Origin of the sequence: Frankia sp. AvcI1, from assembly GCF_001420875.1 — a bacterium.
In the GTDB taxonomy this organism is placed as follows: Bacteria; Actinomycetota; Actinomycetes; order Frankiales; family Frankiaceae; genus Frankia; species Frankia alni.
Genome location: NZ_LJFZ01000029.1, coordinates 1 through 19,121, shown reverse-complemented (window position 1 = coordinate 19,121; position 19,121 = coordinate 1). Strand labels below are relative to the sequence as shown.

General features: G+C 73.6%; 13 protein-coding genes and 18 pseudogenes. 14 read left to right on the top strand and 17 right to left on the bottom strand.

Features of this window, described 5'->3' with window-relative positions; translation table 11 throughout:
• Positions 1-580: 580 nt before the first annotated feature.
• The 8 genes and pseudogenes from UK94_RS64285 to UK94_RS64255 form a co-directional block, all read left to right on the top strand.
• Positions 581-742: pseudogene (locus UK94_RS64285) on the top strand (ATP-binding cassette domain-containing protein); the annotation flags it as partial.
• Position 743: 1 nt separating this feature from the next.
• Positions 744-1,194, top strand: a pseudogene (locus tag UK94_RS64280) (ATP-binding cassette domain-containing protein); the annotation flags it as partial.
• 1 nt (position 1,195) lies between these two features.
• Positions 1,196-1,300 (top strand): annotated as a pseudogene (locus UK94_RS64275) (ABC transporter ATP-binding protein); the annotation flags it as partial.
• Between the two features lie 191 nt (positions 1,301-1,491).
• The coding region (locus UK94_RS24505; RefSeq protein WP_235489641.1) for an ABC transporter permease subunit at positions 1,492-2,190 on the top strand (699 nt) is incomplete at its 5' end.
• 119 nt (positions 2,191-2,309) lie between these two features.
• Positions 2,310-2,606 (top strand): annotated as a pseudogene (locus UK94_RS64270) (ABC transporter substrate-binding protein); the annotation flags it as partial.
• Between the two features lie 57 nt (positions 2,607-2,663).
• Positions 2,664-3,005, top strand: a pseudogene (locus UK94_RS64265) (ABC transporter substrate-binding protein); the annotation flags it as partial.
• A gap of 1 nt (position 3,006) precedes the next feature.
• Positions 3,007-3,461: pseudogene (locus tag UK94_RS64260) on the top strand (ABC transporter substrate-binding protein); the annotation flags it as partial.
• 57 nt (positions 3,462-3,518) lie between these two features.
• A pseudogene (locus UK94_RS64255) lies at positions 3,519-4,617 on the top strand (FAD-binding oxidoreductase); the annotation flags it as partial.
• Between the two features lie 471 nt (positions 4,618-5,088).
• Here UK94_RS64255 and UK94_RS74955 read toward each other — a convergent pair.
• The 14 genes and pseudogenes from UK94_RS74955 to UK94_RS24450 form a co-directional block, all read right to left on the bottom strand.
• Positions 5,089-5,137, bottom strand: a pseudogene (locus tag UK94_RS74955) (PPOX class F420-dependent oxidoreductase); the annotation flags it as partial.
• Between the two features lies 1 nt (position 5,138).
• Positions 5,139-5,400, bottom strand: a pseudogene (locus tag UK94_RS24490) (pyridoxamine 5'-phosphate oxidase family protein); the annotation flags it as partial.
• A 1-nt stretch (position 5,401) separates the two neighbouring features.
• A pseudogene (locus tag UK94_RS64250) lies at positions 5,402-5,487 on the bottom strand (PPOX class F420-dependent oxidoreductase); the annotation flags it as partial.
• A 111-nt stretch (positions 5,488-5,598) separates the two neighbouring features.
• The gene (locus tag UK94_RS24485) at positions 5,599-7,215 is read right to left on the bottom strand and encodes an NAD(P)/FAD-dependent oxidoreductase (RefSeq protein WP_055751696.1); all 1,617 of its coding nucleotides are present in this window, start codon (positions 7,213-7,215) and stop codon (positions 5,599-5,601) included.
• A pseudogene (locus tag UK94_RS64245) lies at positions 7,212-7,537 on the bottom strand (creatininase family protein); the annotation flags it as partial. The gene UK94_RS24485 and the pseudogene UK94_RS64245, both read right to left, overlap by 4 nt.
• Position 7,538: 1 nt before the next feature.
• Positions 7,539-7,985: creatininase family protein (locus UK94_RS64240; protein WP_235489639.1), on the bottom strand; the 447-nt coding region annotated here is incomplete at its 3' end.
• Positions 7,982-8,599: a hypothetical protein gene (locus UK94_RS64235; protein ID WP_235489685.1), complete on the bottom strand. Its 618-nt coding sequence runs from the start codon at positions 8,597-8,599 to the stop codon at positions 7,982-7,984. The genes UK94_RS64240 and UK94_RS64235, both read right to left, overlap by 4 nt.
• An 84-nt stretch (positions 8,600-8,683) precedes the next feature.
• Positions 8,684-9,208, bottom strand: a 525-nt coding sequence (locus UK94_RS64230) for an LLM class flavin-dependent oxidoreductase (protein WP_235489637.1), incomplete at its 3' end; no start/stop codon positions are given.
• A gap of 108 nt (positions 9,209-9,316) precedes the next feature.
• Positions 9,317-9,877 carry an XRE family transcriptional regulator gene (locus UK94_RS24470; protein ID WP_041939474.1) on the bottom strand — a complete coding sequence of 187 codons (561 nt, stop codon included), beginning with the start codon at positions 9,875-9,877 and terminating at the stop codon, positions 9,317-9,319.
• Positions 9,874-11,040: an amidase family protein gene (locus UK94_RS24465; RefSeq protein ID WP_235489636.1), complete on the bottom strand. Its 1,167-nt coding sequence runs from the start codon at positions 11,038-11,040 to the stop codon at positions 9,874-9,876. The genes UK94_RS24470 and UK94_RS24465 overlap by 4 nt, the downstream gene beginning before the upstream one ends.
• A pseudogene (locus tag UK94_RS64225) lies at positions 11,037-11,241 on the bottom strand (DUF3225 domain-containing protein); the annotation flags it as partial. The gene UK94_RS24465 and the pseudogene UK94_RS64225, both read right to left, overlap by 4 nt.
• Position 11,242: 1 nt before the next feature.
• Positions 11,243-12,482 (bottom strand): DUF3225 domain-containing protein (locus UK94_RS24460; protein WP_235489634.1); only part of this gene is annotated, 1,240 nt, incomplete at its 3' end.
• The gene (locus UK94_RS24455; RefSeq protein ID WP_063845345.1) at positions 12,479-12,907 is read right to left on the bottom strand and encodes a cupin domain-containing protein; all 429 of its coding nucleotides are present in this window, start codon (positions 12,905-12,907) and stop codon (positions 12,479-12,481) included. The genes UK94_RS24460 and UK94_RS24455, both read right to left, overlap by 4 nt.
• 46 nt (positions 12,908-12,953) lie before the next feature.
• Positions 12,954-13,602: pseudogene (locus tag UK94_RS24450) on the bottom strand (cysteine hydrolase); the annotation flags it as partial.
• Positions 13,603-14,660: 1,058 nt separating this feature from the next.
• Here UK94_RS24450 and UK94_RS64220 point away from each other — a divergent pair.
• From UK94_RS64220 to UK94_RS64205, 6 genes and pseudogenes are all read left to right on the top strand, one after another.
• A pseudogene (locus UK94_RS64220) lies at positions 14,661-14,786 on the top strand (acetamidase/formamidase family protein); the annotation flags it as partial.
• A 1-nt stretch (position 14,787) separates the two neighbouring features.
• A pseudogene (locus UK94_RS74945) lies at positions 14,788-14,942 on the top strand (acetamidase); the annotation flags it as partial.
• A 309-nt stretch (positions 14,943-15,251) separates the two neighbouring features.
• Positions 15,252-16,013: a helix-turn-helix transcriptional regulator gene (locus UK94_RS24440; RefSeq protein ID WP_235489681.1), complete on the top strand. Its 762-nt coding sequence runs from the start codon at positions 15,252-15,254 to the stop codon at positions 16,011-16,013.
• 25 nt (positions 16,014-16,038) lie between these two features.
• Positions 16,039-16,432, top strand: a pseudogene (locus UK94_RS64215) (LLM class flavin-dependent oxidoreductase); the annotation flags it as partial.
• 1 nt (position 16,433) lies between these two features.
• Positions 16,434-16,904, top strand: a pseudogene (locus UK94_RS64210) (LLM class flavin-dependent oxidoreductase); the annotation flags it as partial.
• A gap of 1 nt (position 16,905) precedes the next feature.
• Positions 16,906-17,124, top strand: a pseudogene (locus tag UK94_RS64205) (LLM class flavin-dependent oxidoreductase); the annotation flags it as partial.
• Positions 17,125-17,216: 92 nt separating this feature from the next.
• Here UK94_RS64205 and UK94_RS24430 read toward each other — a convergent pair.
• The 3 genes from UK94_RS24430 to UK94_RS64195 form a co-directional block, all read right to left on the bottom strand.
• Positions 17,217-17,996: a class I SAM-dependent methyltransferase gene (locus UK94_RS24430; protein WP_055751689.1), complete on the bottom strand. Its 780-nt coding sequence runs from the start codon at positions 17,994-17,996 to the stop codon at positions 17,217-17,219.
• A 526-nt stretch (positions 17,997-18,522) separates the two neighbouring features.
• The coding region (locus UK94_RS64200) for an ATP-dependent Clp protease proteolytic subunit (RefSeq protein WP_235489632.1) at positions 18,523-18,783 on the bottom strand (261 nt) is incomplete at its 5' end.
• Between the two features lie 22 nt (positions 18,784-18,805).
• Positions 18,806-19,119, bottom strand: a 314-nt coding sequence (locus UK94_RS64195; RefSeq protein ID WP_268761600.1) for an ATP-dependent Clp protease proteolytic subunit, incomplete at its 3' end; no start/stop codon positions are given.
• Positions 19,120-19,121: the final 2 nt, after the last annotated feature.

Genomic DNA, 19,121 nt, shown 5'->3' with positions numbered 1-19,121 from the left:
AGACCAACCTGTTTCTGCAGGGCCGCAACCACGCGGTCGGCACCCCGCGCGGGCTGACCGCCGTCGCGCCGCTGCGCCGCGCCGGGGTGACCGTGGCGGCGGGCGGCGACAACCTGCGCGACCCGTTCAACCTCGTCGGCCGCGGCGACGCGCTGGAAACCGCGTCGCTGATGGTCACCTGCGGGCATCTCACCCCGGACGAGGCGCTGGCATCGGTGAGCGACGCGCCGCGGCGCGCCCTCGGCCTGCCGGCCGTCTCGCTCGCGCCGGGCAGCCCGGCCGACTTGGTCGCGCTGCCCGCGGCGAACGCCCTCGAGGCGCTGGCCGCGGCCGGCGAGCAGCGAACCGTCTGGCGGGCCGGCCGGATCGTGGCCCGCACCACCGTGCACGCCGAACTCGCCGAACCACAGCGACCGGCTCCGCGCGCCGAGCCGGTCCGGCGCCCCGGGACCGAACCGTACGACGCCCAACCGGACCAGTGGGAGGCCGCATCATGACGATCGCCGACACCACCGCCGCCGACACCNCCCCCGCCGGCGACACCACCGCAGCCAACTCCGCCGGAGCCGACGCACCGGCCCTGCACTTCGCGGGGGTACGCAAGCGGTTCCGGGACGGCACCGTCGCGCTCACCGACACCGACCTGACGATCCACCCCGGCGAGTTCGTCTCGATCGTCGGACCGTCGGGGTGCGGCAAGAGCACCCTGCTGCGCATCGCCAGCGGACTGGACGAGGCCACCNCCGGAACCGTCGACGTGGCCTCGACGAACGTCGGCTACGTCTTCCAGGACGCCACCCTGCTGCCGTGGCGCACCGTGCACGACAACGTGCGGCTGTTCGCCGAGCTGGAGCATCTCGACAAGGCCGAACGCGAACGCCGGGTCGCCGACGCGATCAGCCTCGTCGGCCTCACCGGCTTCGAGAAGCACCTGCCCCACGAACTGTCCGGCGGCATGCGGATGCGCACGTCGCTGGCCCGCTCGCTCGTGCTCGACCCCTCGATCTTCCTGTTCGACGAGCCGTTCGGCGCGCTGGACGAGATCAGCCGCGAACGCCTCAACGACGAGCTGCTGCGGATGTTCCAGCTGCGCCGGTTCGCCGCGCTGTTCATCACCCACTCGGTGGCGGAGGCGGTGTTCCTGTCCACCCGGGTGGTGGTGATGAGCGGCCGGCCGGGACGGGTGAAGGCCGANCTTGCCATCCCGTTCGACTACCCGCGCTCGCCGCACCTGCGCTACAGCGCCGAGTTCGCCGCCCTGTGCGGCGAGGTCTCGCAACACCTCAGGAGCGATTCATGAGCGTGACGGTGCCTTCCGTGGTCGAGACGGACGCGACCGGCGACGCGGCCACGGCGACGCCGGCGACCGACGTGACACCCNCCCGCCCACGGTCTCGCCGGCGTGGCGCCGGGCTGGTCAGCTTCGTGCTGCTGCCCGGGGCGGTGTTCGCGGTGTTCATCGGCCTCTGGTACGCGGTGTCCGACGGCGTNCTCAACGACCAGCAGCGGTTCATGCTGCCGCCGCCGCACGAGGTCGTCCGGGTCGGCTTCCTCGACTGGTCGAACTTCACGACGATGATGAGCGCGCTGCGGCTGACCTGCGAAGTCACCTTCTCGGGGCTGGCCATCTCGATTGTCATCGGGGTCGCCGTCGCGGTGGCGATGAGCCAGGCCAAGTGGGTCGAGAACTCGCTGTACCCGTGGGCCGTCGTGATCCAGACGGTGCCGATCCTCGCGCTCACCCCGGTGCTGAGCTTCTTCTTCGGGTTCGCGCTGACCAGCCGGATCATCGTCTGCGTCATCATCGCGTTCTTCCCCATCGTGTCGAACACGCTGTTCGGGCTGCAGTCGGTCGACCGGGGCATGCACGAGTTGTTCAGCCTGCACCACACCGGCAGGCTGACTCGGCTGTGGAAGCTGCAGCTGCCGGCGGCGCTGCCGTCGATGTTCACCGGATTCCGCAACGCCGCCGGCCTGTCGGTCATCGGCGCGATCGTCGGCGAGTTCTTCTTCAAGCAGGGCGAGCCGGGGCTCGGCACGAACCTGTCGGTGTTCACCTCCCGGTTGGAGGGCGAGCGCCTGTGGGCGACCACGCTCACCGCGAGCCTGCTCGGCGTCGCGGTCTTCGTCTTCTTCGGCTGGCTGGCGCGGCGCGTGGTCGGCCGCTGGTACCAGCCGAAGCGCGGCTGACCCACTTGGCGCGACCCACGCGACGGCGGCGCGCCCTGCGCGCCGCCGCTGCCCGCCGCCGCGCCCCCACCGCACCACACTCACTGGCCCGAACGGCCTATGAACTCGGGGAGACCTAGTTGACCAGATCTCGGCGACGGCCCGCGCGGCTCGTCGCGCTGACCGCGACCGCGACCGCGCTCGCCCTCACCGCCGCCGCGTGCGGCAGCGGCGGCAGCGACGGGGGGTCCACCGGCGCCGCGGCCCCGTCCGCGGCGGGCGCGGCACCGGCGGCGCTCGACCTCAAGGCCGCCGGCTGCCCGTCGACGATCGTGCTGCAGACCGACTGGAACCCGGAGTCCGAGCACGGCGGCCAGTACCAGCTCCTCGGGCCGAACCCGAAGATCGACGCGGGCAAGAAGTCCGTCACCGGTGAGNTGACGGCCCACGGCGGCGTCGACACCGGGGTGAAGCTGGAGATCCGCGCCGGTGGNCCGGCGATCGGCTTCCAGACGGTGACCTCCCAGCTCTACAAGGACTCCGGGATCACGCTGGGCTACCTGGGCACCGACGAGCAGATCGCCCTGTCCAAGACCCAGCCGACCGTGGCGGTGCTGGCGGGTCTGGAGAAGAGCCCGCAGGTCATCCAGTGGTCGCCGGACAAGCACCCGGACTGGAAGACGATCGCCGACATCGGCAGGACCGACACGAAGGTCCTGTACTTCCAGGGCGCGTCCTACATGGACTACTTCACCGGCTCCGGCATCCTGAAGAAGGGGCAGGTCGACGGCAGCTACGACGGCACGCCGACGAACTTCGTGGCCTCCGGCGGCGCCNACGCGGTTCAGGGCTTCGCGACGTCGGAGCCCTACACCTGGTCCCACGAGGTGCGCTCCTGGGACAAGCCACTGAAGTACCAGCTGATCGCGGATGCGGGCTTCAACTTCTACCAGCAGGCGATCGGCATCCGCAAGGACAAGCTCGACGCGCTCAAGCCCTGCCTGAGCAAGCTCGTCCCGATCATGCAGCAGGGCATCGTCGACTTCATGGCCGCCCCGGCAGCGACGAACAAGCTGATCCTCGACCTCGTCGACAAGTACAACAACGGCTGGGTCTACTCCCAGGGCGTCGCGGACTACGCGGTGCAGACCATGAAGTCGCTGGGCATCGTCGGCAACGGGGCCGACAGCACCCTCGGGGACTTCGAGGACGCGCGGCTGCAGAAGCTCATCGAGATCCTCGACCCGATCTACCAGTCGCAGGGCAAGCCGATCCTGTCCGGGCTCAAGCCGNCGAACCTCGTCGACAACAGCTTCCTCGACACCAAGATCGGACTTGGTACCTGAGCGATGTCGGATTCGACCCTCGCGGCGTCGCGCGGCCGGGCCGGGGAGCGCGCGCTCCCCGGCTTCGGCCGGGCGGCGCTGCCCGCCGTGACCCCCCTGGACCCCGGTGTGCTCGACGCGCTGGCCGCCGAGCTCGCCACCGTGGTCGGCGCCGACGCCGTGCTGCGCGACGAACCGGCCCGCCTGTCGGCCTCGACGGACTGGGCGCACATGAGCCCGGTGCTGGCGCCGCTGCTGCCCGGCGGTGTCGCCGACGTGGTGGTCCGCCCGCCCGACGTCGCCGGGATCGCGGCGGCGGTCGGGGCCGCGCACCGCCACCGGGTGCCGGTGACCGTGCGCGGCCAGGGCACCGGCAACTACGGGCAGGGCATCCCGCTGTTCGGCGGGCTCGTCATCGACACCACGGCAGCCGCCCGGATCCTCGCGGTCGAGGACGGCTGGCTGACCGCGGAGGCCGGCGCGTCGTTCGTGCTGATGGAGAAGGCCGCCCTGGCCACCGGGCAGGAGCTGGCGATCCTGCCCTCGACCGTGGGAAGCACGGTCGCCGGATTCATCGCCGGCGGCTCCGGCGGCACCGGCTCGATCGCCAACGGCGCGATCTGGGACGGCTACCTGCGCTCGCTGCTCGTCGTGCCGTGCACCGACGACGCCGTCCCGGTGGAGGTGCCCTTCCCGGACAACACCGCGATGGCGCACGCGTTCGGCGTCAACGGGGTGATCGCGCAGGCGACCGTGGCGCTGCGTCCCGCGCGCCGCTGGACCGGACTGTTCGCGTCCTTCCCGGAGCTGGCCGGCGCCGTCGCCGCCGGCGAGGAGCTGTTCGACCTGGCGCCCACGCCGCGGCTGCTCTCGCTCGACGAGGCCGGGATCATCGCGACCTACCGGCCGGTGGACCCGGCGATGCCCGCCGACCGGGTCAGCCTGCGCGGGATCGTCACCGAGGACAGCGTCGCCGCGGCGAGGGCCGTCGTCGAGCAGCACGGCGGGCGGGTCGACGCCGTGCGCCCCAAGGGCCCGGCGCACATCGCCTCGCTGTCTTACAACCACACCACCTACCGCGTCCGCAAGGTCCGCCCGGAACTCACCCACCTGCAGTGCATGGNCCCCGGTCTCACCCGACGCCGCGCGGAGGTCGCCGCGCTCGCCCCCGAGTCGCTCATCCACCTGGAGGGCTTCCTCACCGCGAACGGCCGCGACTGGGTCTCGATGCTGTTCCTGCGCTACGACGGGCCCGACGACCTGTACGAGCGGATGGCCCGGCTGGCCGACGTCGAGGTGTACGTCGACGACCCGCACACCTGGGAGCTGCACCACGGGCGCCTGGACCTGGTCCGTGAGGCCGCCGCCCGGTTCGACCCGGACGGCCTGCTCAACCCCGGCAAGCTCCCCGCCCCCACCCCCGCCACACCGTCCTGAACCGTCGCGTCGACGCACGGCGACCAGCGCGAGGGCGAACAGCCACCATGCGAGCGGCGACCGAGGACGGGTGGCGAAGGTCATGCGTCAACGCTAGGACTTACCCGGCCCCGATGTCGAACAGATGTTCGGATCCGTGACCGAGTGGGCCGCGGGCTCAGCCGAAAGTGTTGACCTTCGTCGGGGTCACGGCGATGCTGTAGCGGNGCTCGCCGGGCGGGGTGAGCTTGCGGATGTCGTCGGCCGTGCGGCCGCGGCTCTCGGCGATCTTCGCGGCCCAGGTGTAGTCGTCGTCGAGGATGACCTCGGCGGTGCCGCGGACCTCCACCGTGCGGTAGACGTTGGTGATGTCCAGCAGGAACAGCGAGCACTGCGGCGTGCGCTGCAGGTTCTTCAGCTTCTGCTTGTCCGAGCTGACCGAGATGCGGAAGACGCCGTCGTCGAGCAGGTAGCCCACGGCCGTGGTCTGNGGAGCGCCGTCGGGGCCGAGGGTGGTGAGGATCGCGACCTCGGCGTTCTGGGCGAGGTCGCGGTGGGTCTCTGGGATGAGGGTCACCGGAAAATCGTACGCACACCGCGCTTTAACGGGATGACGGCGGTCCGGGCATGAATGTCGGGACCACTGGAGCGGTCTCGGTCTCCGGTCGGCCGGTCGCGCCGGCTCGGCTCAACGGTCCCGGCGACGGGAGGCGAGGACGACCTCGGCGGTGTTGCGGCCGCTGGCGCCCCACACACCGGCGCCGGGGAAGGTCCCGGCGCCGGTGAGGTAGAGCCCGGCCACCGGCGTGCGGTAGCGGCTGAGCTCGCGTTGGCGGCCGAGCAGCGCGGCGACGACGCCGCCCGGGAAGGACGGGGCGTACCCGCGGGGCAGGGAGAACTCGCGCTCGTAGTCCGGTGGGGTCATCGCGCGCCAGTCCCGCACGGATGCCACCAGCCCCGGGTCACCCAACGAGGCCAGCCGGCGCAGCCAGGACCACGGCTGGGTCGAGTCGGTCCAGCCGCCGCGCAGCGTGTACGGCGTCCACAGGACCTCCAGGCTCAGCAGGTGCGCGTCAGCGGCCGGCCGCAACGACGGGTCGAGCACCGACGGCGTGTTGACGAGGAACATGGGCGGGTCGCTGACCAGCCCGCGCCCGCGCGCCGCCGCGGCGGCGACCTGCTGGGAGACGGTGGGGCTGACGATCGTCGTCGGCACCTGCCGGGCCTCGGCGGGCAGCACGTCCGCACCGATCCGCGCCACCGCGCGCAGCGCCGGCAGGGCGGTGACGACCGCGTCAACCTTGGACTCGTAGCCGTCGACCGCGGGCGCCGCGGCCCAGCGGGCATGCAGCCGGGCGGCGGCCGGCACGCCGTCGAGCCAGTCGACGAGCAGCGTGCGCGGATCGGTCGCCGTGACCACCGTCGGGGCGCTGACCTCGCGGCCGTCGTCGAGACGCACGCCGCGTACCCGACCGTCGCGGACCAGGACACCACCCACCCGGGCCCCGGTGACCAGCAGGCCGCCGTGGGCGCGCACGCAGGCGGCGAGCGCCGCGGGCAGGGCGCCGCTGCCGCCCACCGGGCGGCCGACGCCGACGAGGTGGCGCATCGCGAAGCCGAGGGCGCCCAGCCCGCTGCCGGGCGCGTCCGGCGCCAGGCCCCACACGGCCGGTCCGTTCGTGCCGGCTGCGGCGATGAGCCACGGCGGCAGACCGAACGAGGTCAGCACGTCGAGCAGGCTGCGCCGGGCCCAGTCCAGCACCGCGGCGCTGCCGCGCAGGCGGCGCCGCGCGGCGGTCGCCGCGATCGCCGCGGTGCTCGGGCGGGTGCCCTGCACGGACTGCACGAGCCGGGCGGCGGGCAGGGCCACGTCCAGGTAGCGCCGGTAGGCGGCCGCCGCCGCGGGGTCCGTGCGGGCCAGCCCGTCGATGGTCCGTTCGACGCTGCGCCAGTGGACGAACGCCGGCTCGTCGCCCCAGCCGACGGCGATGCCCATCGGGTCGACGTCGAGGTAGCGCAGCCCGTACGCGCCGAGTTCGAGGTCGTCGACGATCCCGCTGGCCAGGACCATCGTGTGGTCGCAGTTGCAGATGTTCACCCGGGCGCCGATCGCGTCGACGGTCGCGGCGCAGCCGCCGAGCTCGCCGCGGGCCTCGACGACGACGACCGACCAGCCCGCCCGGGCCAGGTAGGCGGCGCAGGTCAGCCCGTTGTGACCTCCCCCGACGACGACCACGTCCGCCTGCGCGGGCAGGTCGTCGGCGGAGGACAGCCCGGACGGGGGGCGCTGGGCGGTGCGGGTCACCGCGTCGGTCGCGGGTCGAACCGGGCGATCTCGGCGAGCGACTGGCCCGCCGCGACCACCATCGCCTCGTAGAGCCGTTTGCCGCGCTCGGCGGTGGCCCCGGTCGGGTCACCGATCGTTCCGTCGGTGCCGAAGTCGTCGCTGAGCCACCCGAACGAGACCGCACCGCCGAAACGGACCCGGTCGAACGACGCGAGCTGCTCGGGGACGCTGCGCACCCCGAGATCGAGGCGGACCAGGTCGGGACGCAGATGCAGCAGCAACGAGGTCTCGTCGATGCCGGCGTGGATGCCCATGCCGAGCTCCGCGGCCGGCGAGGTGCNGCCGTGGTCCGCCGGCAGGGACGGGTGCATGACGAACGTGCTCAGCCCGTGCGCGAGGCGGATGTCGCGGCTGGCGACCTGCAGTAACGCGCTGTTGCCGCCGTGGCCGTTGAGGAACACCAGCCGGCGCACCGGGGTGGTCGCGAGGCAGCGGGCCAGGTCGTCGAGGACCGCCAGCAGCGTCGTCGCCGACAGCCACATCGTGCCCGGCGACCAGGCGTGCTCGTTGGACTTCGTGTAGGCCAGCGCCGGCAGCAGCCACAGGTCACAGGCGTCACCGAAGGTGTCGACGGCGTCCCGGGCAAGCGTCTCGGCGACGACGAGGTCGGTCGACAGCGGCAGGTGCGGGCCGTGCTGCTCGATCGACCCGATGGGCAGCACGGCGACCGCGTCCGGCGAGAGCCCGGCGGCCTCGGGTGCGCGCAGGTCGGCGAAGTGACGGCTCATGCAGGCTCCTCGGACGGGATTGGGCCGAACAGGCCCGAAGCGGGGGTGCGTGCCAGGGCTGCCGTCGGCAGCCGGGGGGCCACGTCGCGGGCGAAGCGCTCCATCTGCTCCCGGACCCGGTCGTAGGGATCACCGGGCATGCCCGGAAAGATCACCAGGTCGGTCAGGCCGAGCAGGTCGTCGAGGGCGACGATGTGCGCGGCGACGTCGTCGGCGGTGCCGACCGCCCACGGCCCCTGCGCCATCGAGTCCTCCAGAGTGGGGACGAACGAGCCGTCGGCGGGCCGCCCGTCCGGGCCCACATAGCCCCGACCCCAGCCGTAGGGGGCCAGAAAGCGCCAGAACTCGTCATGGCCCGCGCGGACGGTGGCCATCGCCTGCGCGCGGGTGTCGCCGACGGCGACGTTGAGCACGAGCATCCGCCGTTCCCCGCGTTCGAGCGGCCGACCGTGGACCTGCTCGAACGTCTCGGCGAACGCCCGCCAGTCGGCGGCGAGGCGGTGTCGTTCGCGCAGCCAGAAGACGCCGCCGAAGCCGCGGGTCGGCGCGGCGCGCAGCGTCGGCGGGCTGGTCACCGCCTGCCAGGTCTGGAACGGATAGCGCGGACGGGGCACCAGGGTGAGNTCGCGGACCTCCCCGCCGCGGTCCGGGATCCCCGGCGGCGGCACGCAGAAGTGCCTGCCCGAGTAGCTGAACCNCTCGTGGGTGAACGCGGCGTGCAGGACGTCGAGGCTCTCCTCCGTGATCTCCCGGTTGAGCCGGTCGGCCGCCGCCGCCGACGGGTTGTCGTAGGAGCCGACGGACACCGCTCCCGCCGTCAGCGGCAGCATCTCGCGGGGCACGGTCCCGCGGCCGACGCCGAGGATTCCCCGCCCGCCGCTGAGGTTGTGCAGCAGCGCGAAGTCCTCGGCCAGGCGCAACGGATGCCACTGGCCGACCACGTTGAACATCGTCCCGATCCGGATCCGGCCGGTGCGGGCGGCGAGGAAGGCGGCGAACATCAGGCCGTTCGGCACGACCTCGTAGCCCTCGTGCTGGAAGTGGTGCTCGGTCAGCCAGAAGCTGTCGTAGCCGAGCCGCTCGGCCAGCTCCCCGCAGGACAGCAGCTCCCGGTGGGCGTGCTCGATCGCCGCCTGGTCGTAGCGGCGCTCGGTGGGCTCGGTGCCACCGAGCCCGGCGTCGGCCATCTCGACGCCGCCGAAGAGGAACACGCCGATCCGCACGCTGCCTCCGAATGTTGACGGGATCAACATCGTCGCGCGGGTGCGTGACGGGNCCGTCAGCTCCGAATTTCGGCGGCGCTAAACGTATGGCCGCCCAGGTGGTGGGGGTCAGGCGTTCTGCTGGACGACGACGAGGCGCACCTGCTCGCCGTCCAGGCCGCGCCAGCGGTGGCGCACTCCCCCGGCGTAGTAGACGCTCTCGCCGGCGGCCACGGTGTGCAGCACGCCGTCGACGTCGACCTCGATGCGGCCGGAGACGACGTAGACGAACTCCTCGCCGTCGTGCTGGAAGTAGTCGTGGAACGACGCCGGGGCGCCGGTGTACTCCGAGGGCAGCATCGCCCGGGCGCCGCGCACGAGGCTGCGGACCGACCCGCCGGGCGAGTCCACGGCGACGGTGTCGTGGCGCACCACGCTGACCGGTTCGACGAGGGGGACGTTCGCCTCCGCCGCGGCCATCAGGGCCTGGGCGCTGGTCCCGAGCGCGGAGGCGATCGCGGTCAGCGACCGCATGCTCGGCCGGGCCAGCCCCCGCTCGAGCTGGCTGAGGAAGGGATGGCTGAGGCCGGCCCGGCCCGCCACGTCGACGAGGGTGAGGCCGAGTGCGTGCCGCTGCGCGCGGACCGCCCCGCCGAGCCGGACGCCCACATCCTCCGCGAAAGCGGTCACGACGCGGCCGCGGCGGCGGCCACCACCGCGTCGAGCAGCCCCCGGTCCGCGCCGGGCGGGCCGACCAGGGCTAGTCCCACCGGTCCGCCCTGGGTCCTGGGGGTCGGCAGGACGCAGCTCGGCAGGCCGTACGCACTAGCCACAACGGTGCAGCCTAGCGTCGCCTGGCGCCAGGCGTCCCGATCACGCGCGCCGCTGCCGCGAAGATGGCCGGGACCGCCGGCGGCGGGCAGCACGAGCCAGGTGTCGGCGCCGAGCCGGTCCAGCAGCCGCGCCCGCCCGGCGGCGATCTGGCGTCGGGCGACGCGTTCGGCGCCCGCGTCGACCCCGGCGCCGAACCGGAATCGCTCCTCGACGTCGGCACCCAGCGCGCGGGGGTGCGCGGTGATCCAGGCACCGTGCAGCCGCCACGCCTCGGCGGCCTGCACCACGCGGAACGCCGCGACCAGTCCCGGGATGTCGCCGAGCTCGTGGACTCCCCCGGTGCGGACGTCCGCTCCCAGCGCGTCGGTGAGCGTGCCGACGGCCGCGGCCGGCAGCGGCCCCGCCACGAACAGCCGCGCCGCCGGCCGGGGGGCACCTGCCGGCGGCGGCAGCAGGACGTTGCCGACCGCGCGCAGCAGGCCCGGATCGGCGGTGAGCCAGCCGACCGTGTCGAAGGACGGGGCGAGCCCCAGCACGCCGCCTGCCCCGACCGTGCCATGCGTCGGCCGCAGCCCGTACAGCCCGCAGACGGAGGCGGGCACCCGGATCGACCCGGCCGTGTCGGTCCCCAGCCCGACGTCGGCCTGCCCGGCGGCGACCGCCGAGGCGGGCCCGCTGGTCGACCCGCCGGGCACCCGGTCGGGGGCCGCCGGATTGGGCGGGGTGCCGTAGTGCACGTTCGCCCCGGACAGGGAGAAGGCGAGCTCGTCGGTCTGCGCGATCCCGGCGATCGCCGCGCCCGCGGCCCGCAGCGCCCAGACGGCCTGCGCGTCAACCGGCTCCACCGGCGCCTCGGCGAGCCATCGGGGGTTGCCCGCGCCGATCCGGTACCCGCCGACGGCGAAGAGGTCCTTCACGGCAACCCGCAGCCCGTCCAGCGGGCCGCAGCCGGTCGGCGCCAGCAGCGGGTCACCGTGTTCCCGCCACACAGCCCGCGGCCACCCGTCGTCCAGGCTCACCGACGCCCCTCCGGCGGTTCCATCCCCGGCGGGTCCGCCGACGGGACGCCGGCCCACGAGGCGCCGGCCACCGGAGCACCGGAGAGGTTCCCGTCACTCATCGGGGAGACGCAGGCGGCGATCACCCGCCAGCCGTCGTCGGTGCGGGCCCACACCTGGGTCTGGGTGCTGAGGCCGACGATCCGGCCGTCAGGTCCCAGCNGCTCGTTCGTCGACACGGTGACGACGGTCTCCCCGGGGCTGCGCACCACGTGCAGGGCGCGCAGCCGGCGCGGGCCGGGGGTGGGCCGGGCTGCCCGGTAGGCCGCGAGCGCCGACGGCCCCACCAGTGGCCCGTCCCCGTCGACGCGCACCACGTCCGCACCGGTGGAGAAGGACGCCTGCTGGGTTGCCACGTCCCCGGCCATGAGGGCCCGTTCGTAGGCCGCGAAGGCGGCGCCGAGTGCCGGGTCGATGGCGGCCAGCTCCGCCGGCGCCCCCTCTTCCGCCTGCGCCCCCTCCTCCGCCGAGACGGCCGCCGCCGCCGACGCGGCCGCCGCCGTCTCAACGCCGAGGGGACGCAGAATGCTGAAGTCGGCGAAGTCGTGGCGCAGCGCCGGACGGCGCAGCAGGTCGGTGCCGGGGCGGCCGGGCGCCTTGCCGGCGGCGACCGCCTCGAACGCGTCCGCGGTGCGGCGCAGGAAGTCCGGGCCGACCCGGTACCGCAGCGTGTGCGCGGGGTAGATGTCCCGCACCGAGCCGGCCAGCCGCGACGCGAGGCTGCGCAGGGTCGCGGCGAACACGTCGACCTCGGCGTCGGGCATGTGCACCCAGAAGTCGCCGGTGATGAGCGTGTCGCCGGCGAACAGCTGGCCGTCGCGCTCGTCGAACAGGCACAGCGAGTCCGGCGAATGGCCGGGGGTGTGCAGCACGGTGAGCTCCCGGCCGCCCAGGTCGATGCGCTCGCCGTCGGCCAGCGCGACCGGCGCGGGCCCCGCGGGCACGGTCCAGGCGTCGGCGGACGGTGGCAGCGGGCGCGGCGTCGTCTCCTCGGTGAGCAGGTGGAAGAACCGCTCGTCGTCGGCGCGCAGCCGGGCGTAGGCGGCGTACTGCTCGCGGGCGACGGTGAGGTAGGCGGTCAGCCGCTCGGCGGGCACCGGTGCGGTCACCGCCGGTGTCGCCAGCGGGTGCGCCGCGACGTCGCGGAACAGCCAGTTGCCGCCGCGATGGTCGTCATGACCGTGGGAGTTGACGGCAAGGATCGGCCGGTCGGTCAACGACCGGGCCGCCGCGTGCACGTCGGCGAGCCCCAGCCCGGTGTCGACGAGCACCGCCCGCTCGTCGCCCTCGACCAGAAAGCAGTTGACGTGGCCGGGCTCGGCGACCAGCCAGGTCCGGGCCGCGACGGGCCGCAGCGCGAACCAGTCCGCCGCAGCAACCGCCACCGCGTCGACGCCGGTCATGGCGCGGTGGACGGCACGGTCGACGGCCTGGTGGACGGCACGGTGGACGGCACGGCGGCCAGGACGGCGCGGTCCTCGTCGTCGGTACCGGCGAGGGGCCCGCGGCGCACCATCGCCGCGAACCCGTCGTCCGGGCTCATCAGGGTCAGCGCATACAACCGGCCCGGTCCCGTGTTGGTGATGTGGTGCAGGGACGTGGGCGGAAGCACCAGCGTGCCGCCGGCGGCGACGGCGACCTCGGTGCCGTCGCAGACGGCCACCCCGTGCCCGCGCAGGAACACGAACAGCTCGGTGGACGCCGGATGACTGTTGGGCGGCTGCGCCCCGCCGACGTCCCAGGACTCCAGGATGACGGTGACCGGCGAGACCTCCGGCCCGGCGAGCACGCCGAGGCGCACGGTGTCCCCGGCGCTGATGTGGTGCATCTCCAGGGCGTCCGGGGTGATCAGGATCGGGGTGGTCGGNACGGCTTCACCCCTGCCCGGCGGACTCGGCGAAAGCGACGGGATCGACGGGATCAGCGAGGGAGTCGGTGAACGACGCCGAGGAGGCGACGAACCCGAAGCACTGGGCGACGTTGTAGACGGTGGCGTCGTGGCAGAACGGCGGTGACGTGGTCGCCGCACAGTCCTCGAGCAGCACGACGTCGTAGCCGAGGCAGGCCGCGTCGGTCAGGGTGGCCAGCACGCACTGGTCGGAGTTCACCCCGGCGAACAGCAGCGTCGTCACCATGAGGTTGCGCAGCACGGCGTCCAGCGGCGTGTCGAAGAAGCCGCTCATCCGGTACTTGTCGACGTGCACGTCGCCGGGCTGCGCCGCGAGCTCGTCGACGATCGCCGCCGACCAGCTTCCGGCCTGCAGCGTCGGGCTGCCGCCGGGGCGGGCCGGCGCGCCGATGCCGCCGCTGGCCCCGTCCGGGTTGTAGACGTGCAGCACGCCGGGCGGCAGGTTCGCCGCGTCCGGCCGGTTGCCCCAGTTCAGCCAGACGACGGCGACGCCGGCGGCGCGCAGCACCGGCAGGGCGCGGCGCAGCGGTGCGATGGGCCGGCGCGCCGGGGTGATGTCGACGCCGATCGAGGCGAGCCAGCCGTCGGGATGGCAGAAGTCGTTCTGCATGTCGNCGACGACGACGGCGGTGCGGGTCAGGTCGAGGGTGAGCCGCTGCGGGCGGGCGTCGACGGTGGCCGGCAGCGGCGCGACCGGAACGCGGCGCAGATCGACGTGTTCGGACGACACCGCCCACGAGTTCCGGGGGCCACCCAGCCGGATGTTGACCACGCGAACATCCTGCGGCCGGCCGTTTGCCGCGGCATTACCGAGCCGTTGCGGCCCGGTGGCGACCGCCCTGGGCGCCGACCCGATCGCGATGCTTGCCCGGGATGCCAGCTCGGGATGCCAGCCCGGCAGCTCGGGAGGCCAGCCAGCGACGCCCGCCCACGACGCCCGCCCGCGATGCCGGTGGGCGTCGCGGCTACCCGATGCGGCCAGGGATGCGCTGGTCACGACGGTAACGACGCCGACATCGGGGCGTGGCAGGGTTCCGGCCCGTGACTGTCTTGCACAGCGGCATCGGGGTCCCGGCGGGCGAGCCCTACCTGCCGTCCCGGCCGGACGAGGTCTGGTGGGGGCTGCTGCCGAACGCGGCGAGCCGACCGGTGCTGACCGTGCCCTCCGGGCAGGCCGTCCGCATCGACACGATCAGCCACGAGGGCCTGCTCGCCGACCAGGGCGGCGATCCGCGGGCCTTCTTCGGCGCCGCGGGCATCCCGGCCGACGCGCTGCTCGACGACGTGCTGGCGTTGGCGGGCAGCGGCCGACGCCACCAGCCCGACGTCGCCGGCCCGCACGTGGTCACCGGCCCGGTGGCCGTGGCCGGGGCCCGGCCGGGGGACGTCCTGGAGGTCGAGGTGCTCGACCTGGTCCGCCGGGCCCCCTACGGGGTGATCAGCAACCGGCACGGACGGGGGGCGCTGCCCGGCGAGATGCCGATCGCGCCGCCGGGCCTGCCGCCCGGGGCCGCGGTGCCGCCGGTGTGCCTGGTCGCGCACACCCGCGGCGAGGCCGGGGTGCTGCCCGTGGGCGACGGCCGCGAGATCCGTTTCCCGCTGCGCCCCTTCCTCGGGATCATGGGGGTCGCGGTCGCGACGACCGGACCGGTCCACTCGGTGCCGCCCGGGNCGCACGGCGGCAACCTCGACATCCGCCACCTCGGCGTCGGCGCCCGTCTCTACCTGCCCGTCCAGGTCCCGGACGCGCTGTTCTACGCCGGGGATCCGCACTTCGCCCAGGGCGACGGCGAGGTGGNGCTCACCGCGTTCGAGGCACCGCTGCGCGCCCTGCTGCGCCTGACCGTGCACTCCGACGAGTCCGTGCGCCGCACCGCCGGAGCCCTGAGCGCGCCGTGGGCGCAGACCGACGCGCTGCACATCGTCGCCGGGCTCGACCCGGACCTCGGCGAGGNGATGCGCGCGGCCACCCGCAACGCCGTGGCGTTCCTGCGTGAACGGTTCGCACTGCCGCCGCAGGTCGCCCTGGCCTACCTGTCCGCCGCCGGCGACTTCGCGGTGAGCCAGGTCGTCGACCAGGTCGTCGGCGTGCACTGCTGCATCCGCCGTGACGACCTGCGCGGACTGGACGGATCCAAGGGGCCGGCCGGGCGGGACGGATTGGACGGACCGGACGGCGACATCAGCGGATGAGACGACGCGGCAGCGGATACCCTCGGCTTCTGAGCGGTTCCGCGGGCGTCGGAAGGTGGTCCGGGTGGCGATGGCCGAGCAGGTCGAGGTGCCGCTGCTGCGCGGGCTGATCGGGCAGGCGCTGCGGCGCCGCCGGCTGGCCCAGCAACGCACCCTGCGCGACGTCGCGGCGGCGGCGCTGGTGTCGACGCCCTACCTGTCCGAGATCGAACGGGGCCGCAAGGAGGCCTCCTCGGAGATCCTCGCGGCGATCTGCCGCGCGCTCGGCGTGCGCCTGACGGACCTGCTCGACGAGGTACGCCTCGAACTCGCCCGCGTCGAGCCCGAGATCGCCCCCGCCGCGCCGCCCGCCCCGCCGGCCGAGGTCGGCCAGCCGATCACCGCGCAGCTGAGCGTCTCGCGCCCTTCGTGGGCGTCACTCCCGTTCCAACCCCGTGCCGCGGCGGGCGGCCTGCTCGCGGGGGACGGTCTGCTCGCGGGGGACGGTCTACTCGCGGGGGACGGTCTACTCGCGGGGGACGAGGCGGCGATCTGGGACGGCGACGGCACCGTCACCGGTCCGGGGCTCGCCTCGTCGGCGCACCAGCACGGCGTGTCGCCGAACCTGGGGCTCTCGGCCGGGTACGAGGCCGTGCTCGGCGCGGGCCGGGTCGTCGTGCCGGCCGGCGCGCGGGTCGGCCGCCGTTCCTCCCCCGGGTGCGCCGCCGGAGCAATCCGCGCCGCCCGCCGCGGGCTCCCCGTCTGTGCCGGCCGGCCCGGCGGGCCGACGAACCCACGGCCTGTGGGCGGGCCGACCGTCCGCCGGTCGGCTTCGGTCGTCCTCGCAGGCTGACCGTCGGACACCCCGGGAGGGCAGCATGCGGTTCCTGGTCATCACCCTGATTGTTCATCGGCCGGACCCGGTCACCGGCATCACGCCGTCCGCCCGGGACCGGTTGCGCGAGGTGGTCGACAGCGCGGTGCTCGCCGAGGAGCTGGGTTTCGACGGGTTCGGCGTCGGTGAGCGGCACGAACGGCCGTTCATCTCCTCCTCGCCGCCGGTCGTGCTCAGCCACCTCGCGGCGCGTACCTCGCGCATCCGGCTGTTCACCGCGGTGACGACCCTGAGCCTGCTCGACCCGGTGCGCGCCTACGAGGACTACGCCACCCTCGACAACCTCTCCGACGGCCGCCTCGAACTGATCATCGGCAAGGGCAACGGCACGGCGCAGCGGGAGCTGTTCAACGTCACCCCCGAGGACCAGTGGGACCNCAACGCCGAGTCCTACGAGCTGTTCCGCCAGATCTGGCGGCAGGACACGATCACCGCGCAGCCGCGCTACCGGCCCGCGCTGCACGAGGCCGAGGTCTGGCCGCGCCCGTACCAGCAGCCGATCCGGGTCTGGCACGGCAGCGCGACCAGCCGGGAATCGGTGGACCTCGCCGCCCGCTACGGCGATCCGCTGTTCTCCGCCAACGTCACCAACCCGATCGAGCCCTACGCCGAGCTGGTCCACTACTACCGGCAGCGCTGGGCGGAGTACGGCCACGACCCGGCGCTGGCCGCGGTCGGCGCCGGCACGGCCGGTTTCCACGTGGCCCCCCGCTCGCAGGACGCCGTGGCCGCCTACGCGCCTGTGTTCGCCGGGCAGCTCGCCTTCCAACGTTCGATGGGGATGGAGCCGGTGTTCCCGACCCTCGAGGACTTCATCGAACGCAGCTCCGCGCTGATCGGCAGCCCCCANCAGATCATCGACAAGGTCCACCGCTACCACGAGCAGTTCGGCCACAGCGTGCTGCACCTGCACGCCGAGGCCGGCGGCCTGCCCCCCGCCGAGCACCGCGCGAGCCTCGAGCTTTTCCAGTCCGAGGTCGCCCCGGCACTACGCCGCACCATCCCCGACCCGCCGTGGCCCTGGGCGCCGGTCCTGCCCGAGGCAGCCGTGACCGCGGCCGCGGACTGACCTGAGCGTCGGCGTCGAACCCTCCACAGCGGCGGTCGGCGCCGGTGGGGAGTCAGAGGTCTCCTTAGCGCATTGTCGATCGCCGATGACCTTCACAGCCGCCGGACGCGCAGCACGCAGGTCAGCATCGGCAGGGTGAACGCGCCGCGGGCGGTCTCCGGTCGGCTCGCGAGGAAATCGCGGATCCGCTCCAGCGTGACCTCGCGTTCCTGTTCGGGCATGACCAGCATTCCCGCCCTCGTCGCGAGGGTCGCGACGAGGGAGTCGGCGCTGCGACGCTGCCCATGCCGGAACTCGGCCTGCTCCGGCGAGCCGAACCGGGCGGCCACGCCGGTCCTGGGAAGGTGCATGCCGGCCGTCTCAGCCCGCCAGCCGGTGGGCGTGTCCCGCGGGCCGATGGCCGCACGTCCGCTGACCTGCGCCAGCCCGGCAACCCAGTCGACCCGGTCGTCCACGACATTCCACAGGCCGGCAAGGACGCCATCGGGGACGAGGACTCTGGCCATCTCGGGTCCCGCGACGTCCATGTCGAACCAGTGCATGGCGTTGCCGGCCAGCACGGCGTCGACGGACGCGTCCGGCAGCGGAATCGCCTCGGCGCTGCCCGGCAGGGCACGGACGGCCGGCAGCGCGCGGCGCAGCTCGGTCAGCATCGCCGGGTCGGGCTCGACCGCGATGACCTCGGCGCCCGGCGCGAGCAGCGTGGCGGTCAGCTTGCCGGTCCCAGCGCCGAGGTCGAGCACGCGCGGACCGGGCGCGCGCCCGAGCGCCCACCGCACCGCCGCCTGGGCGTAGTCCGGGCGGTGCTCGGCGTACGCCACCGCCGCGGCGCCGAACGACGAGCCGAGAGGTGGCCGGCCATCCTGGTCCACACGATCACCCTAGCGGTGCTGCCGAATCGAGGCGCCGAAACTCGGTGGTCCGGGCGCTCGCACTTCATCTTCGTGTCCACCGGCAGTGTGCAGCGCGGTTCCAGCGCCGCTGCCGCGCCACGCACCTGCCCAGGCTGGCGAGACACATCCACCGCCGCGTCGAACTCCCCCGGCAGGAGATCGTAGGTGGCCGGATCGCGACGATCACCGCGAACCAGCTGCACACCCTCGGCGGCCTCACCCGACTCACCACGGGCCAGGCACACCACGTTGTCACCCTCGTCGCGCGCCGCCTCGGCCACAGCCCGACCGAGCCAGGCGGTACCACCCAGGACGAGCAGTCTCATGGCACACATTCCACTGCGCGATGATCCGTGGCATTACCAGATTCCGCGGTCGTCGAACGAACGGTCCTTCTCAAGCGCCTGTCACCACAACCTACGATCAATCTGGAAACCTAGATTCAGGACACCGCCCGGTGATCCGACCTGACGGGATGATCCGCGGTCGGATCACCGGGGTGAGGTCACGCCGCGCCGGTTACGGGGCGGACCGTGGTCGACTTGCGGCTGGTGATGACGTCGTCGACGAGGCCGTACTCCTTGGCCTCGGCGGCGCTGAAGATCTTGTCGCGTTCGGTGTCGCGGCGGATCTCGGTCTCGCTGCGGCCGGTGTGCCGGGCGAGCAGGGTCTCCTGCAGGGCGCGGACGCGCAGGATCTCGCGGGCCTGGATCTCCAGGTCGCTGGACTGGCCCTCCCCCTGCGCCGACGGCTGGTGGATCAGGATNCGGCTGTNNNCCAGNGCGAANCGCTTGCCCGGCGTCCCCGCCGCCAGCAGCACCGCCGCCGCCGACGCCGCCTGCCCCATGCAGATCGTCGAGATGTCCGGCCGCACGAACTGCATCGTGTCGTAGATCGCCGTCAACGACGTGAACGACCCACCCGGCGAGTTGATGTAGATCGAGATGTCCCGGTCCGGATCCTCCGACTCCAGGAACAGCAACTGCGCCATCACGTCGTTCGCCGACACATCGTCGACCTGCACGCCGAGGAAGACGATCCGCTCCTTGAGCAGCTTCGAGTACGGGTCCATCGAGTACTCGCCGCGCGACGTCCGCTCCACGA

What these genes read in the sequence shown, in the direction of transcription:
- UK94_RS24455 (WP_063845345.1), bottom strand. Translation starts at nt 12,907, where the DNA reads ATGCACCACATCAGCGCCGGGGACACCGTGCGCCTCGGCGTGCTCGCC.
- UK94_RS24440 (WP_235489681.1), top strand. Translation starts at nt 15,252, where the DNA reads ATGGCCGAGCAGGTCGAGGTGCCGCTGCTGCGCGGGCTGATCGGGCAG.